The sequence below is a fragment of the Corynebacterium tuberculostearicum SK141 genome (assembly GCF_000175635.1).
Taxonomy (GTDB): Bacteria; Actinomycetota; Actinomycetes; order Mycobacteriales; family Mycobacteriaceae; genus Corynebacterium; species Corynebacterium tuberculostearicum_C.
The window spans coordinates 16,651-30,932 of sequence record NZ_ACVP01000008.1 but is presented as its reverse complement, the minus strand read 5'-3'; the positions used below and the strand labels follow the sequence as shown (position 1 = coordinate 30,932).

Genomic DNA, 14,282 nt, shown 5'->3' with positions numbered 1-14,282 from the left:
AGCGGCGCAGGCGATAAGCGCATGGCTACAGTGGTGGCCATGCGCTTTTCTGTTTTAGACCGCGGGGCGGCCGGGCCGTTGGACCAGGTAGCTGAGCACGCGCGGCACGTGGAGCGGCTTGGTTTCCGGCGATTTCTGGTGGCCGAGCACCACGGCGTGCCAGGCATTCCGGCGGGGCAGCCGGGGATGTTGGCGGCCCACGTGGCGGCGCGCACGCAGCGCATTCGGGTAGGCACGGCCGGCATCATGCTGTTAAATCACCCGCCGTTTCTGGTGGCGGAGCAGATAAACCTCCTCGAGGCGTTGTATCCCGGGCGCATCGATATTGGGATTGGCTCCTCCGTCGGCTTTACCGGCCCGGTGCGGCGGGCGCTGCGCCAGGGCGACCCGGCGGTGGCGAAGCAGCGCTTTGAGGCGGAGCTGGCAACGCTGTTGCGCTACCTGCGCGGCGAGGAGGCGGTGACGGTGCGGCCGGAGTATGCGGGCACGCCGATCTACGTGTTGGCGGGCTTTCGATCGGCCATGGTTGCGGCCAAGATGGGGCTCGGCGTCATTTTGGGCGGCCCGGTGGCCACGCAGGAGGCGGCCGCGCGGGTGTATCGGGAGCATGCGCTTGCCGACGCCCCGCCTATCATCTCCTCGCTCAATATCGCCGTTGCCGATACGCCCGCGGTCGCCCGTGACCTGTTGTTACCGGAGGCCTATGCCAAGGTGCTCGCGCAATCTACCGGCGAGTTCGGGGCCCTGCGGCCTGCAGGAGAGCTGGATATGGATGCGCTCACGGGGCAGCAGCGCCGGCGCATTGGGGAGACGCTGGCCCATGACGTGTGGGGAACGGTGAAGGAAGTGGGGGAGGAGCTAAGGGGCGTCGGCAAGCGGCTGGGCGTGAGCGAGTTTGTGGTGACCGGAGACATGCCAGATGTGGCCGGTCGGGCCCGCTCGGAGGAGCTGCTGGCGAGCCTGCAGGCCGAAAACTGAAAAAGCCCGAGCGCAAGGCTCGGGCACTTGGGGTGGCTGACGGGACTCGAACCCGCGACACCCAGGATCACAACCTGGTGCTCTACCAGCTGAACTACAGCCACCATCGCTGCGTGAAAGCAACGAGATATAGGTTAACTCACGCCGCCTAAATTACAAAAACGCCTGGTAATCTGCGGTGGTTTCAGCCTTGATTTCCTCCGCCTCGGGGGAGGTGGGGCCTTCGTCGGTGCGGAAGACGCTGCGGCGGTAGAAGTCCAACTCGCGGATGGATTCGATGATGTCCTGCAGTGCGCGGTGGGCCATGCCCTTATCGGGCTGGTTGAAGTAAGCGCGCGGGTGCCACCGGCGGGCAAGCTCCTTGATGGTGGAGACGTCGATCATGCGGTAGTGCAGGGCGCTATCGAGCCGCGGCATATAAGTGCGGATGAAGGTGCGATCCGTGGCGATGGAATTGCCGGCCAAGGGAGCGGGGTGCTCGGGATCGCAATGCTCATTGATGAGCGCGAGTACGGCGTCCTCGGCCTCTCCGATGGAGGTGGTGGACTCGCGGATTTCCTTATCCAGCCCGGACTTAGCGTGCATCTGTGTAACAAAGGAATCCATCTGTGCCAGCTCATCCTCGGTGGCGTGGACGACGAGGTCGATGCCTTCGCCCAGGATGTTGAGGTTGCCATCGGTGATGACGGCGGCGACCTCAACAATGACGTGGCGCTCGGGGTCGAGGCCCGTCATCTCCAAATCGATCCAGACGAGGCGGTCGTGTTTTGCGGCTATCTCGGAATGTGGCATGCGGCCCATTCTACGCCCGCGTGCCTTTACCCCTGTATGGGGTACGAGACGGGCTGCCCTGGAGGGGCGATTACTACTGGACAACGCCAGCTTTCAGTAAGTGTGGCGCCATACTGCATAAAATTAATTGGTGATTTGCCTCACTCTAGGATGTGAGTTAGGGCATACTCTGGTTAATCGCTCTTCATTCGGGAGGTGCGACAGACTTAGGAGAGACCAGATGGCAAACTTCCTCGATGCCCTCAATACCGTAATTTGGTCCCCCGTCTTGGTGTTTTTATGCCTCGGCGCGGGTATTTATTTCACCGTGGTGACACGCGGCCTGCAGGTGCGCTGCATCCCGGACATGCTCAAGCAGATCGTTAACGGAGAAAAGTCCGCAGATGGCGTTTCTTCCTTCCAATCCTTGATGGTTTCGCTCTCCGGCCGCGTGGGCGTGGGCAATATCGCCGGCGTGGCCACAGCCATCGCCTTCGGTGGGCCTGGTGCCGTGTTCTGGATGTGGGCAGTGGCGCTGTTGGGCTCGTCCACCTCGTTCATCGAAAGTACGTTGGCGCAGATTTACAAGGAGAAGGACCAGGACACCGGTGAGTACCGCGGCGGGCCCGCCTATTACATCGAAAAGGCCTACAAGCACACTAAGGCGGCGCCTTTCATGGTGGTCTACGGCATCGTGTTTGCCGTCGCCATGATCTTGGCTACCAGCTACTTCCTGCCGGCAATCCAGGCCAACGCGGTGGCCGCCGCGGCCGATACCGCCTGGGGCATCAACTCCACCTGGGCAGCCGTCGTCTTGGCGGGCATTCTGGCCATCATCATTATTGGTGGCGTCAAGCGTATTGCGACCTTCGCCACCATTGTCGTGCCATTCATGGCGCTCATTTATATTGTGATTTCCGTGGTGGTCATGTGCATTAATTTCTCGCAGATTCCGGAGGTCTTCGGGCTCATCTTCAGGTCCGCATTCAATATGGAAGCCGGATTCTCCGGCATGCTGGGCGCGGCCATCATGTGGGGTGTTAAGCGCGGCATCTACTCCAACGAGGCCGGCCAGGGTACCGGCCCGCAGTCCGCTGCGGCCGCCGAGGTTTCCCACCCCGCTAAGCAGGGCTTTGTGCAGTCCTTCGCGGTGTACGTTGATACGCTTTTTGTCTGCTCGGCTACCGCGTTCATGATTATTTCTACGGATATGTACACCGTCTTCCGCGGCAGCTCCGAGGACGGCGAAGTGGTCTACAACGGCTCGCTTCCTGATGGCGTCGAGGTTGGCCCTGGCTACGTGCAGTCCGGCCTCGATAGCGTCTTTGCCGGTTGGGGCCCAACCTTCATTGCCGTCTCCATTGCCTTCTTCGCCTTTACGACAGTCCTGGCGTACTACTACATGTCTGAAGTTAACCTGACCTACTTCAACCGTTGGGTCCGCTCCCGCACGGCCCGCCGTGGCCTGATCTGGGTGCTGCGCGCGCTGATTATTGTTTCCGTCGTTGTCGGCGCCACCACCACTCCGGGTGCGGCGTGGGCGCTGGGCGATATTGGCGTCGGCACGACGGCATGGCTCAATATCATCGCCATCCTCTTCCTGCAGGTTCCCGCCATCAAGGCGCTCAAGGACTACGAAAAGCAAAAGAAGGCCGGCAAGGATCCGCAGTTCGACCCAGAAGCTTTGGGCATTAAGAATGCGGACTTCTGGGTGGAGCGCAAACGAGCACGCGGCGAGGGCAGCGTGCTCAAAGACAAAGACAAGGACTTAGAAGGCGCCGGGGCCTAGCCCATCTTGGCGTAGAAGCTGCCTACCAGCGGTGCAATCACCGGGGTGGGCAGCACCTGGCTGAGGGTATTCATCGCCTTAGATAGCGGGCCGGGCACCACGCGGCGCTGATTGCGGCGCATGGCCTCGATGGTTTCTTGGGAGCACGACTCGTAGGTGGTCCACAAAAAGTCCGGTACCACCTTGTCCACGATCGACTGGTCTTCCTCTGCGATGGTGGCCTCGCGCACGGGGCCGGGGGCGAGCAGGGTGCACGAGACGCCGGAGCCCTTCAGCTCGTAGTGCAGGGCCTCCGTAAACGCATTGACGCCCGCCTTGGTGAAAACGTAGGTGGCGTTATTAGGGATGGGGATATTGCCCGCGGCAGAGCCGACATTACAGATAGCGCCGCTGCGGCGAGGCAGCATTTGCTCCAAGGCGGCTCGCGTGAGGTGGTGGACGGCAGTTCCGTTGAGCTCGAACTGCGTCGTCTCGTACGACCAGTCTTGGTCCATGAAGGGGCCGAAGCTGGCGATGCCGGCGGAATTGACCAAAATAGACACCTCGCGGGTGGCGATGGTCTCGGCCACGCGGGCGACGTCGTCAGCTACCGCTAGGTCCGCCGGCAGGGCAATGGCCTCGATATTATGGCGCTGCTCGAGCTCGGCGGCGATGGACTCCAAGACCTCGCGGCGTCGTGCCACAAGGATGACGTTATAGCCCAAGGCTGCGAAATCCTGCGCCATGGCCTTGCCAATGCCTTGGCTGGCGCCCGTAACGAGGGCATAGGACGTGCGGGAAGGAGCGGGAAGTGACATGGTTAAGCCTTTCCTGGGTGGGGCATGGTGAGTCCTAGCGTAAACAAAAAGCCTTGAAGCGGCGAGAAACTCGGCGCCTCAAGGCTTTCGCACGGTGCCCCCAGCAGGATTCGAACCCGCGACACATGGGGTAGAAACCCACTGCTCTAATCCACTGAGCTATGGGGGCTTACAACGCACTCATAGTAGCCCACGAGGGCGGGGAAACCTAAGCCAGGGTGCGCTGCGGCGTGCGCAGGATGTCCACCAAGTCTTGGGCGGCTGCGGTCAGCTCGCGATCCGTGCGGTAGGCCACGATGGCGTAGTAGCGCGGCAGGTCATCAGCAATGGGGCGAGTGATAATGCCGTGCGGCTGCACAGTAGGTGCGCAATTGGGCACGATGCTAACACCCAGTCCGCTGGAGACCATGGGAATTGCGCTATTGAGGCTGGCGACCTCCTGGGTCTTTTCCGGCTTGAGGCCCGGGCGGCTATTCCAGAGGTCGTGATAGAACTCGGCCAGTTCGGGAAGTTCGCGGCTGCGCGGTGGGACAAGCCAAGTTTCCTTCTTTAGCTCGGCGAGGGAGACGGGGGATTCCAACTCGGCGAGGCGCTGGGGAAGGGCGACGGAATAATCGAACGTGGCCACCTGGTGGACGGTGAGCTCGGGGGAGTAGCGGCGAATGAAGGCCTTCGGATCGGACGTCGGCAAGAGCGCTAGGTCCACCTGGCCATCCAGCAGGTGCTTGATAGCGGTGGCCGGCTCGGCGTCATCCAACGAGATATTGGCGGTGGGGTAAATCCGCTTGAGCTCAGCCAGGGCGGCAGGGGTAAATTCCCAGTTCAAGATGGCGCCGGAGGCGAGGGATACGGTGCTGGCCTTGTCGCCGGTGATTTCGCTGATATGGCGCTGGGTTTCGCTCAGCAGGGCATCAACCTTAACGGCCGTTTCGTAGACATAATCGCCAGCCTCAGTGGTGGAGACACCGGAGCGACCGCGCGAGAGCAGCTGGGCGTTGAGCTCCTTTTCTAGCTTCCGGATGGAAAGGCTCAGAGATGGCTGGGTCATATCGAGGGATTCGGCAGCGTGCGTGAAGGAGCCATTGTCTACAACGGCGCGAAAATAAAGAAGTTGACGGGTGTCCATAAGCTCCATAATGACACATGTAAAGACAAAATGTGTGTTAGGTGAGAAACTAGGTGGCGCTATACAATGCGCACTATGGCAAATGAGCAGGTTAATAGTGTGAATGCGGCGGGTAAGAAGCCCCGCTCTTCCTGGGGAATTTATATCGCAGCGATGCTTATTGCCGGCCTGCTTGCCGGTTTTATTTCCCTGTTCCTCCTGGCTGATTCCCTGGCGGCGCTGGGCATTCCGGACCCCGGCCGCATAACCACCTTTGGCCTGCCGCTCTTTCGAGGTGTGGCGTGGATTCTCATGGCTTTGTCCGTGGGCTCATTCTTAGCCTCGTCGTTCCTCATCGCTCCGCGCGGGGACAATGCCGCGCTTATCGATGCCCCCTTGTCCGTCGACGGCCACATCGCCGCCCGCACCGGTACGTGGGCTTCCTTTGGCATGGCGGCCGTGGGGCTCGTGGAAATCCCGCTCATTATGTCCGACCTTACCGGCGCGCCCTTTTCTCAGGTATTCAATCCTTCCATTATGAAGATGGCTCTGACGGAAATTTCCACCACCATTGTGTGGGCAATCTCTGTGGTCATTGCCCTGGTAGTGGGCATTCTCGGGCTCGTGGGCCGTGGCTGGTCTATGCAGCCAGTTCTGCTTTTCTTGTCCATAATGCAGGTCGTGCCCATTGGCATGGAAGGCCATTCCGCGGCAGGCGGCGACCATGATTACGGCACCAATTCGCTCCTGTGGCACTTGGTCTTCGTCATGCTTTGGGTAGGCGGGCTTATGGCGCTTATCGCCCATGGTCGGCGCCTCGGCCCTAACCTCGCCTTTGCGGTGAAGCGCTACTCCGGCATCGCCTTTATGGCCATTGTGGTGCTTGCTGTCTCGGGCTTGATTAACACGCTCATCCGCATGAATATCTCCGATCTGGTGGATTCCGCGTACGGAATCATTCTGATTACCAAGTTCGTGTTTACGATTTTGCTGGGCATTTTCGGCCTCGCTCATCGCGAGCTCACCATCCCGCAGCTGGGCAAGAACCCGCGCCTTTTTATTCGTATTGCCATCGTGGAAGTAGCGGTCATGGCCGCCACCATTGGCGTAGCCATCACGCTGGGCCGCACTGTGCCCCCGGCGCCGCGCGATCCCAACCTCAACTCGATGCAGATTCTCATGGGCTATGAGCTGTTTGAAAAGCCCACGGTGCTCAACGTGTGGACCATGTTCCGCTTTGACATCATGTTTGGCACCATTGGCCTGCTGTTGGCTGCGGCCTATGGCTACTGCGTTTACCGCGTACACAAGCGCGGCCTGACCTGGAGCAAGGGGCGCACCGCATGGTTTATGTGCGGTGCGCTGGGCCTGACCCTTGTGATGTCTACCGGCCTAGGCCTGTACATGCCGGCGATGTACTCCATGCACATGTTGGTGCACATGATTTTGTCGATGGCGGTCCCGCTCCTGCTCGTCTTGGGAGCGCCACTGACCCTGCTCATGGAGGCCTTTGAGGCAGGACCGAAGGGGAAGCCCAGCCTGCACGACTATGCTCTGGCGGCCACTCAGTCCAAGATCGTCGCGTTTATTACCAATCCGTTTGTCAACCTCGTGCAGTACCTATTTTTCCTCTATGTGCTGTACTTGTTCCCGAGTCTGTATCAATTCGCTATCTCGGAACATGCAGGTCACCTCATTATGAACTTCACGTTCATCATCTCCGGCTGCTTCTATTTCTGGGAAATCATCGGGCCGGATCCACTTCCCAAGCGCCACTCCACCCCGTTCCGGTTGGCCGTGCTGTTCCTTTCCATGCCTTTCCACCTCTTTGCCGGTGTGTACCTGATGCAGCTGCAAAGCGTGTTGGGTGCAGACTTCTACCAGTATTTGGAGCTGCCCTGGGATCAGGATCTGCTCCAAGACCAACGTGTGGGCGGCGGCATCGCGTGGGGCTTTGGTCAGTTCCCACTGGTTATCGTCTTTGGCAAGCTCTTCCTGGATTGGCTCAGCGATGATCGCGCTACGGCTCGCCGCCACGATATGCAGGCGGATGCGGACGATGATGCCGAATTGGAACGCTATAACGCGATGCTCCAGGATATGGGCCACGGCGATGAATCGAGCTTCCGCGGGCGCTAGCCTGTGGATAACCGGCCCGAAATCGCCCCCAAACCCGAGTTTTGTTGACGGGTACAACAAGTTATTCACAGGGTAGGGGCTGCCGGCATGGTGCGGCTTGCGCGCCGGCATCAGGATGTGGAAGCGAGCGAGGAAAACCGAACTCGCCTATCCAACTATCCAGCAAAGGATTTTCTAGCACCATGTCCCAATACCCAATTACTTTGACCGGTCGCCTTACTCGCGATCCCATCCTGACCAAGACCTCAACTGGGGCCTATAAGGCTAAGCTGCGCGTCGCTTCTTCCCGCCGAATTCCGGACCGTCAGGTCGATGCCGGCGCCAATGATCCGGAAGGCAACAACCCCAAGGCCCCGCAGTGGCGCGACGTGGACCACCTCTACATCGACGTCGAAATGTGGAATCAATTCGCCATCAATGTGCGCAAATCCCTGGCTAAAGGCATGCCGCTGGTCATCGTGGGCTCCTTAGTTACAGAACAATGGCGCGATGACCAGGGCACCGATCACTTCCGCACATTCATTAAAGCGCAGTACGTGGGCCTGGATCTGAACCGCCACGTTATCGGTACCAAGCGGCTCGCTCCGCAGTACAACCAGGAAAATATTGCGGTCCCAGAACTGGGGGACAACGCCATCGAACCGGACGTGGACCACAGCCTGCCGCCGCAGCAGGCAGGGCAGGGAGATACCGCTGTCGATACCGCGGCCGACCGCTATCTAGCCGAGCGCGCCGTAGCCGCACGCGGTGGGGAAGAAGATTCCTTCGACGACGCCGAGGTGGAAGAGGAAGCTGCCGAGGCAGAATCCGCCCCAGTAAACGCATAAGCGTTTCCCCACCGGCTTGATCGCCTCGGGTGTACCTGACCCGAGGCACTTGGGCGGTGGTTCTGATGTAGTGTTTGTGTAGATAAATACGTCTCCCAAATTTTTGCAAAGGGGTAAAAGTGGGCGAATTCATCTACACGATGAAAAACGTGCGCAAGGCAATTGGCGATAAAGTCATCCTTGACGATGTAACAATGGCGTTCTACCCAGGTGCCAAGATTGGTGTGGTCGGCCCTAACGGTGCCGGTAAGTCCTCCATTCTGAAGATTATGGCCGGCCTGGATCAGCCTTCCAACGGCGAGGCCTTCTTGGATCCGGGTGCCACCGTGGGCATCCTGCAGCAGGAGCCGCCGCTCAATGACGAGAAGACCGTACGCGGCAACGTCGAAGAGGGCTTGGGCGATATCTTTGAAAAGAAGCAGCGCTTCGAGCAGATCGCCGAGGAAATGGCCACCAACTACAGCGACGAGCTCATGGAAGAAATGGGCAAGCTGCAAGAAGAGCTGGACGCCGCCGATGCTTGGGAGGTTGATTCCAAGATCGAGCAGGCCATGGAAGCTTTGCGCTGCCCGCCTTCCGACGCCCCAGTGACCAACCTTTCTGGTGGCGAGCGCCGTCGTGTAGCGCTGGCTAAACTCCTGCTCACCGAGCCGGACCTGCTGCTGCTCGACGAGCCTACGAACCACCTGGACGCCGAGTCCGTGCAGTGGCTGGAGAAGCACCTGGCCGATTACCCGGGTGCTGTCTTGGCCGTGACCCACGACCGCTACTTCCTTGACCACGTCGCGGGCTGGATCTGTGAGGTTGACCGCGGCAAGCTCTACCCGTACGAGGGCAACTACTCCACCTACCTGGATAAGAAGCAGGAGCGCTTGGAGGTTGCTGGCAAGAAGGATGCGAAGCTGCGCAAGCGCCTGAAGGACGAGCTGGAGTGGGTACGCTCCGGCTCGAAGGCCCGCCAGGCCAAGAACAAGGCTCGTCTGGAGCGCTACGAGGAGATGGCTGCCGAGGCCGAGAAGTACAAGAAGCTCGACTTCGAAGAGATCCAGATTCCTACCCCGCCGCGCTTGGGCAATAAGGTTGTGGAAGTCAAGGACCTGCAGAAGGGCTTCGATGACCGCGTCCTGATTAAGGACCTCTCCTTCACCCTGCCGCGCAACGGCATCGTGGGCGTTATCGGCCCGAACGGTGTGGGTAAGACCACCCTGTTTAAGACCATCGTTGGCCTGGAGCAGCCGGATGCCGGTTCCGTCGAGGTGGGCGATACCGTCAAGCTGTCCTACGTGGACCAGAACCGTGAGAACATCGACCCCGAGGCAACCGTTTGGGAGGTTGTCTCCGGCGGCCTAGATTACATTCACGTTGGTCAAAACGAGATGCCGTCGCGTGCTTACCTGTCCGCGTTCGGCTTCAAGGGCCCGGATCAGCAGAAGCCATCCAAGGTGCTTTCCGGTGGTGAGCGCAACCGCCTGAACTTGGCGCTGACCCTGAAGGAGGGCGGCAACCTGATCCTCCTTGACGAGCCGACCAACGACTTGGACGTGGAAACCCTCGGCTCACTGGAAAACGCGCTGGAGAAGTTCCCGGGCTGCGCCGTGGTCATTTCCCACGACCGCTGGTTCCTGGACCGCACCTGTACCCACATCTTGGCCTGGGAAGGCAATGTGGAAGAAGGCCAGTGGTTCTGGTTCGAGGGTAACTTCGGCGATTACGAGAAGAACAAGGTCGACCGCCTCGGTGAAGAGGCAGCCCGTCCTTCCCGCGTGACCCACCGCAAGCTGACCCGCTAAGTAGCTAACGCCTTAACTGAGGAGAATGATGGCAACCCCAAGCGTGCACACGTACCGTATTCAAACCCGCTGGTCGGATTTTGATATGTACGGCCACATGATGAACGCAAACTACATCGAGCTCGCCCAGGAAGCGCGCCTGGCCTTTGCGAAGGAACATATCTATTCCAAAGGCCTCGACTTCGTGGCGTTCGTGCGCCACCTCGATGTGGACTTCCAGCGCCCGATGGAGTTTAAGGACACCACTACGGTGGAGGTGGAAACTACCATTTCCCAGATTGGTACCACCTCGTTTACCACCACTCAGCAAGTGAAGAACGCCCAGGGCGAGGTCGCGGCAACCGTGGATTGCGTGCAGGTAGTCATTGACCGTCAGCAGCAGACCCCGCGTCCATTGACGGACCAGGAAAAGGATATTCTGCACAATACCGCTGCCAACTAGCAGCGGGGCAGAGCACAGATGAGAAAGGCAGGGCCCGAAGGCATGGTCACCGAGACTCTAGAAATTGGAAGCGGTGGACCTGGCCTTCGGGCCCTTGTCACGCGCGCGGTTGGCTTGGACGCGGGCGCGTCGGTGCGGCTGCGCCAGCTGACTGACGACGTCGTCGATGTCTTTGTCACCACCCCCTTCGAGGTGGTTGCCTCTCGCCGCGTCCAAGGCGTCGCGTCTCGCGATGGAGCTGTGGTTTCTGCTGCCACGCTCGCCGAGCAACTCAAAGAGCATGAATCTAGCGGCACCTTAGATTTGGGTCCTGCCCGCGATCCATCCTGGCCGGGAGCCTTGCCGCCGGCCACGGGTTACAGCGTGGTCGATACCTTGCCGGTTACCGTGGTGCGCGATCTATCCGATAAAGGCCAACAGCTAACCCGGCAATTTTCTGGCCCGATGGGCCCGCCGTCCAGCTTGTTGAATCAAACCGTTGTCACGGTGGAAGGCGATGGCGCCACGGTCGAAATCCCCATGCGCATGATCTTTGCCTGCACCAACCTGGGGCTTATTCCTGGATTTTCCGCCCCGATGGACGTGCCGCGGCACCTGCGGGTGGCTCAGCTGGGTCGGTGGGTGCGACTCGACGCCCCCTTTGGCAGCATTTACCGTTCCACCCGCTTGTCCTTGTTCTAGCTTTCGCCGCCAGGGCGCACACCCTGGTGTTCAACAATCTCGGCGTACCACCGCCCCATAATGGGCGACATTGCCCGAAAAGTAGTCTGCCTTAGGGGTAGGGGGATCCTTGGGTCGTGCCGCCCGAAACCTTGTGAACAGCGCGTTTAATCGGGTCGTTAGCGTAACGCTACCCCCGCAGTGTGAATTAGCTAGCAGAGCGCCGCGCGCAAACGTGTCCTGCGTTACTCTTACATGGTCGATGTAATTTCCTGCACCCACAAGGAGACTATGTAATGCGTATTGCTGTGCCAAAAGAAATCATGAATAACGAGAATCGCGTGGCTCTTACCCCGAGCGGCGCGCAGACCCTCGTTCAGGATGGCCATGAGGTCCTCATTGAGACTGGTGCCGGTGAAGGCGCTTCCTTCCCGGACTCCGAGTACGAGGCCGCGGGTGCCAGCATCGTTGGCACTGCGGAAGATACCTGGGCACAAGCAGAGCTGCTGCTGAAGGTGAAGGAGCCGCTCGAAGCTGAGTACCAGTACCTGCGCCCAGACCTCACCGTCTTCACGTACCTGCACCTTGCGGCAGATCGTCCGCTGACTGAGGCACTTGTCGACGCCAATACCACCGCCATCGCCTATGAGACGGTCACCGACCGCCACGGCACCCTGCCGCTTCTCACCCCGATGTCCCAGGTAGCTGGCCGCCTTGCTGCCATCGAAGGCACCCACCACCTGTTGTCCACTCAGGGCGGCCGTGGCCTGCTGGTCTCCGGTGTTCCGGGCACCCAGCCGGCACGCGTCGTAGTTATCGGCGGCGGCCAGGTTGGCGCGTCCGCTGTAGCTATGGCCCACGGTCTGCGCGCCGAAGTGACGGTGCTGGACCTCGATCCGCACGTCCTGCAGCGCTTCGATGACCAGTACGCCGGTGGCGTGCGCACCCTGATCTCCGATCCAGCCACCATCGATAAGGAACTGCAGGAGGCCGACCTCGTCATCGGCGCCGTCCTTATCCCGGGTGCCGCCGCGCCGAAGTTGGTGCGTGAGGAGACCGTAAAGAAGATGAAGAAGGGCGCGGTGCTCGTCGACGTAGCCATCGACCAGGGCGGTTGCTTCGAAAACTCCAAGAAGACCTCCCACGATGACCCCACCTTCAAGGTGCATGACACCCTGTTCTACTGCGTGGCGAATATGCCGGGTGCGGTGGCCAATACCTCCACCCGCGCGTTGTCTTCTGCGACCCTGCCGTACATCCGCGCGGTGGCCAACGACAGCCTGGATGCCGCGATCAAGCGCTTCCCAGGTCTGGAAGGCGGCGTCATGACTCGCGGTGGCCGTCTGGTTTCCGAGCCTGTGCGCAAGGCCTTTGACTGGGAAGACTAGTCATCACCCGGCGTAGTCAGCGCTAGATACACCACAAGCCCGGCGCCCCCGCTAGAAACGGGGCCCGGGCTTGAGTTATCTAGTTATCTGCGCTGAAGGGGTTGGCGTGGTTACGGGGCCTTGTTAATCATCATGGCGGCCACGCGCTGCATGTGATCCCAAATCATCTCGCGGTAGGCGGGTGGGATGGTTTCCTCGTCGATGTCCGCGAGGGAGTTGCCCATAAGCTCAAGCCACCGGTCGTGCGCGGTGATATCGATGGGGTAGGGGGCGTGGCGCATGCGCAGGCGCGGGTGCCCACGGTTTTCAGAAAATAGCTGCGGGCCGCCCCAATATTGTGCCAAGAACCAGGTAAGGCGCTGTTCGGCGCCTTCCCAGTCGTCATCGGGGTACATCGGGCCAATGACATCGTCCTCTTTGACCTGGGAATAAAAGCCGTGGACGAGGCGCTCAAAGGTCTCCATGCCACCGATGGCCTCATAAACAGAATCCATTTACTCTTCTTCTTCCTTGCGGGGATCGGCAATGCCGATACCGTGCGGGTAGGGGGTGGTAATACCTTTAGTGTGCATGACATTGAGCACGCGAGACTGCAAGAAACGCTGCACATCCCACTGCTTTCCTGGCAGGGTCTTGGTCGAGACGCGGAAGGATACATAATCCGGCTCAAAGCCAGACATGCCGTCCACCCGGGGCGTGCTTAGGATGAGCTTGCGCACCTTTTCGTCCTGTGCGGCTTCTTTCACCGCGTCCTCAATGATTTCGCCAGCAACCTCTGGGTCATTAGAAAGGCCTACCGGAACCTGGATGCGGGCAACAGAGTACTCATCGGAGTGGTTGGCCACCTGGAGAATCTCACCGTTGCGCACGTACCAGAGGGCGCCATCGATATCGCGGACCGTGGTGATGCGCAGGGAAATGGACTCGACATCGCCAAAGACGCCATTGCCCAAATCAACCACGTCACCAATGCCGTACTGGTCCTCAATGAGCATGAAGATGCCAGAAAGGAAGTCCTTCACCAGCGCCTGCGCACCAAAGCCGAGGGCAACGCCGATGACACCGGCGGAAGCGATAAGCGGTGCTACGTTAACTTCTAACTCATCCAGGATGGCGATAACGGCCCACACCCAGACGAAGATGGCGGCGGCGGAACGGGCTACGCCGGCAAGTGTCTTGATGCGGGAGGCGCGCCGGGTCTCGCGGGTTTGGCGCATGGCCTCTTCTTGCTGGCTTAGCTCGGGGTGGTGGGACCGTCCCTTAAATTTCTCGCGGAAGCGCTGCTTATCCAGGCCAGTGGATTTGATGCTGTTGTCAGCCACCTTGTTGATGATGCGGTGGAGCAGCCAGTGGACGATTATGGCCAGGATAAGGATGATGGCGATGCGAATGGGGCGCTCGATAAGCCAGCTTTGCACCTTCTCGTCATTCCAAAAACTGGACACGGACTCGATGGCCGAGTCCGTGGTGGAAGCGGCGGATGCTAAGAATTGCGTATTCATCATTCTTTCTTAGTCGAGGACAATATGAACTGCGCCCATTGTAAGGGCAGAGGCTGAAAGTGCGATGAGTCGTGGGTGTCTGAGAGTGTGAAAA

General features: G+C 59.9%; 13 protein-coding genes and 2 tRNA genes. 8 read left to right on the top strand and 7 right to left on the bottom strand.

Annotated elements, in window-relative coordinates:
* The first annotated feature begins 21 nt into the window (after positions 1-21).
* Positions 22-978 (top strand): MsnO8 family LLM class oxidoreductase, encoded by a 957-nt coding sequence (locus tag CORTU0001_RS03000; protein ID WP_005327281.1) that lies wholly within the window; start codon positions 22-24, stop codon positions 976-978.
* A 28-nt stretch (positions 979-1,006) separates the two neighbouring features.
* On the opposite strand, the gene CORTU0001_RS02995 is transcribed toward CORTU0001_RS03000, so the two are convergent.
* Positions 1,007-1,082 (bottom strand) — tRNA-His (locus CORTU0001_RS02995).
* Between the two features lie 49 nt (positions 1,083-1,131).
* Positions 1,132-1,779 (bottom strand): oligoribonuclease, encoded by a 648-nt coding sequence (gene orn / locus CORTU0001_RS02990; RefSeq protein ID WP_005327280.1) that lies wholly within the window; start codon positions 1,777-1,779, stop codon positions 1,132-1,134.
* Between the two features lie 211 nt (positions 1,780-1,990).
* Here orn and CORTU0001_RS02985 point away from each other — a divergent pair, with 211 nt between their 5' ends.
* Entirely contained in the window at positions 1,991-3,538 is a 1,548-nt protein-coding gene (locus tag CORTU0001_RS02985) for an alanine/glycine:cation symporter family protein (RefSeq protein WP_005327279.1), read from the top strand.
* Here the strand turns inward: CORTU0001_RS02985 and cmrA are convergent.
* The 3 genes from cmrA to CORTU0001_RS02970 form a co-directional block, all read right to left on the bottom strand.
* Positions 3,535-4,335, bottom strand: coding sequence for a mycolate reductase (gene cmrA / locus CORTU0001_RS02980; RefSeq protein WP_005327278.1), 801 nt, complete (start codon positions 4,333-4,335; stop codon positions 3,535-3,537). The genes CORTU0001_RS02985 and cmrA overlap by 4 nt on opposite strands.
* A 95-nt stretch (positions 4,336-4,430) precedes the next feature.
* Positions 4,431-4,504, bottom strand: a tRNA-Arg gene (locus tag CORTU0001_RS02975).
* A 39-nt stretch (positions 4,505-4,543) separates the two neighbouring features.
* Positions 4,544-5,461, bottom strand: coding sequence for a LysR family transcriptional regulator (locus CORTU0001_RS02970; protein WP_005327277.1), 918 nt, complete (start codon positions 5,459-5,461; stop codon positions 4,544-4,546).
* Positions 5,462-5,527: 66 nt separating this feature from the next.
* Between CORTU0001_RS02970 and CORTU0001_RS02965 the strand changes: the two genes are divergently transcribed.
* The 6 genes from CORTU0001_RS02965 to ald all read left to right on the top strand — a co-directional run bounded on the left by CORTU0001_RS02965 (position 5,528) and on the right by ald (position 12,686).
* Entirely contained in the window at positions 5,528-7,579 is a 2,052-nt protein-coding gene (locus CORTU0001_RS02965; RefSeq protein WP_005327276.1) for a bifunctional copper resistance protein CopD/cytochrome c oxidase assembly protein, read from the top strand.
* A 182-nt stretch (positions 7,580-7,761) separates the two neighbouring features.
* A complete protein-coding gene (locus tag CORTU0001_RS02960; protein WP_005327275.1) occupies positions 7,762-8,406 on the top strand; it encodes a single-stranded DNA-binding protein in 645 nt (214 codons plus the stop codon).
* A 119-nt stretch (positions 8,407-8,525) separates the two neighbouring features.
* On the top strand, positions 8,526-10,196 hold the full coding sequence (gene ettA / locus CORTU0001_RS02955) for an energy-dependent translational throttle protein EttA (protein ID WP_005327274.1): 1,671 nt from the start codon (positions 8,526-8,528) through the stop codon (positions 10,194-10,196).
* A 25-nt stretch (positions 10,197-10,221) separates the two neighbouring features.
* Positions 10,222-10,638: an acyl-CoA thioesterase gene (locus tag CORTU0001_RS02950; RefSeq protein ID WP_005324005.1), complete on the top strand. Its 417-nt coding sequence runs from the start codon at positions 10,222-10,224 to the stop codon at positions 10,636-10,638.
* A 42-nt stretch (positions 10,639-10,680) separates the two neighbouring features.
* A complete protein-coding gene (locus CORTU0001_RS02945; protein WP_005327272.1) occupies positions 10,681-11,319 on the top strand; it encodes a DUF8185 domain-containing protein in 639 nt (212 codons plus the stop codon).
* Between the two features lie 275 nt (positions 11,320-11,594).
* Positions 11,595-12,686, top strand: a complete 1,092-nt coding sequence (ald, locus tag CORTU0001_RS02940) for an alanine dehydrogenase (RefSeq protein ID WP_005324009.1) — start codon at positions 11,595-11,597, stop codon at positions 12,684-12,686.
* A gap of 110 nt (positions 12,687-12,796) precedes the next feature.
* Here ald and CORTU0001_RS02935 read toward each other — a convergent pair whose 3' ends face one another.
* Together CORTU0001_RS02935 and CORTU0001_RS02930 are read right to left on the bottom strand one after the other, a co-directional pair.
* The gene (locus tag CORTU0001_RS02935; RefSeq protein ID WP_005327271.1) at positions 12,797-13,180 is read right to left on the bottom strand and encodes a globin; all 384 of its coding nucleotides are present in this window, start codon (positions 13,178-13,180) and stop codon (positions 12,797-12,799) included.
* Positions 13,181-14,191, bottom strand: a complete 1,011-nt coding sequence (locus CORTU0001_RS02930; RefSeq protein WP_034668054.1) for a mechanosensitive ion channel family protein — start codon at positions 14,189-14,191, stop codon at positions 13,181-13,183.
* Positions 14,192-14,282 lie beyond the last annotated feature (91 nt).

Bases quoted from the DNA above. Each gene is read 5' to 3' on its own strand.
- cmrA (WP_005327278.1), bottom strand. From the start codon at position 4,335: ATGTCACTTCCCGCTCCTTCCCGCACGTCCTATGCCCTCGTTACGGGC.
- CORTU0001_RS02950 (WP_005324005.1), top strand. From the start codon at position 10,222: ATGATGGCAACCCCAAGCGTGCACACGTACCGTATTCAAACCCGCTGG.
- orn (WP_005327280.1), bottom strand. From the start codon at position 1,779: ATGGGCCGCATGCCACATTCCGAGATAGCCGCAAAACACGACCGCCTC.
- CORTU0001_RS02935 (WP_005327271.1), bottom strand. From the start codon at position 13,180: ATGGATTCTGTTTATGAGGCCATCGGTGGCATGGAGACCTTTGAGCGC.
- CORTU0001_RS02930 (WP_034668054.1), bottom strand. From the start codon at position 14,191: ATGATGAATACGCAATTCTTAGCATCCGCCGCTTCCACCACGGACTCG.
- CORTU0001_RS02960 (WP_005327275.1), top strand. From the start codon at position 7,762: ATGTCCCAATACCCAATTACTTTGACCGGTCGCCTTACTCGCGATCCC.
- CORTU0001_RS02985 (WP_005327279.1), top strand. From the start codon at position 1,991: ATGGCAAACTTCCTCGATGCCCTCAATACCGTAATTTGGTCCCCCGTC.
- CORTU0001_RS02965 (WP_005327276.1), top strand. From the start codon at position 5,528: ATGCGCACTATGGCAAATGAGCAGGTTAATAGTGTGAATGCGGCGGGT.
- CORTU0001_RS02970 (WP_005327277.1), bottom strand. From the start codon at position 5,461: ATGGACACCCGTCAACTTCTTTATTTTCGCGCCGTTGTAGACAATGGC.
- CORTU0001_RS02945 (WP_005327272.1), top strand. From the start codon at position 10,681: ATGGTCACCGAGACTCTAGAAATTGGAAGCGGTGGACCTGGCCTTCGG.
- ald (WP_005324009.1), top strand. From the start codon at position 11,595: ATGCGTATTGCTGTGCCAAAAGAAATCATGAATAACGAGAATCGCGTG.
- CORTU0001_RS03000 (WP_005327281.1), top strand. From the start codon at position 22: ATGGCTACAGTGGTGGCCATGCGCTTTTCTGTTTTAGACCGCGGGGCG.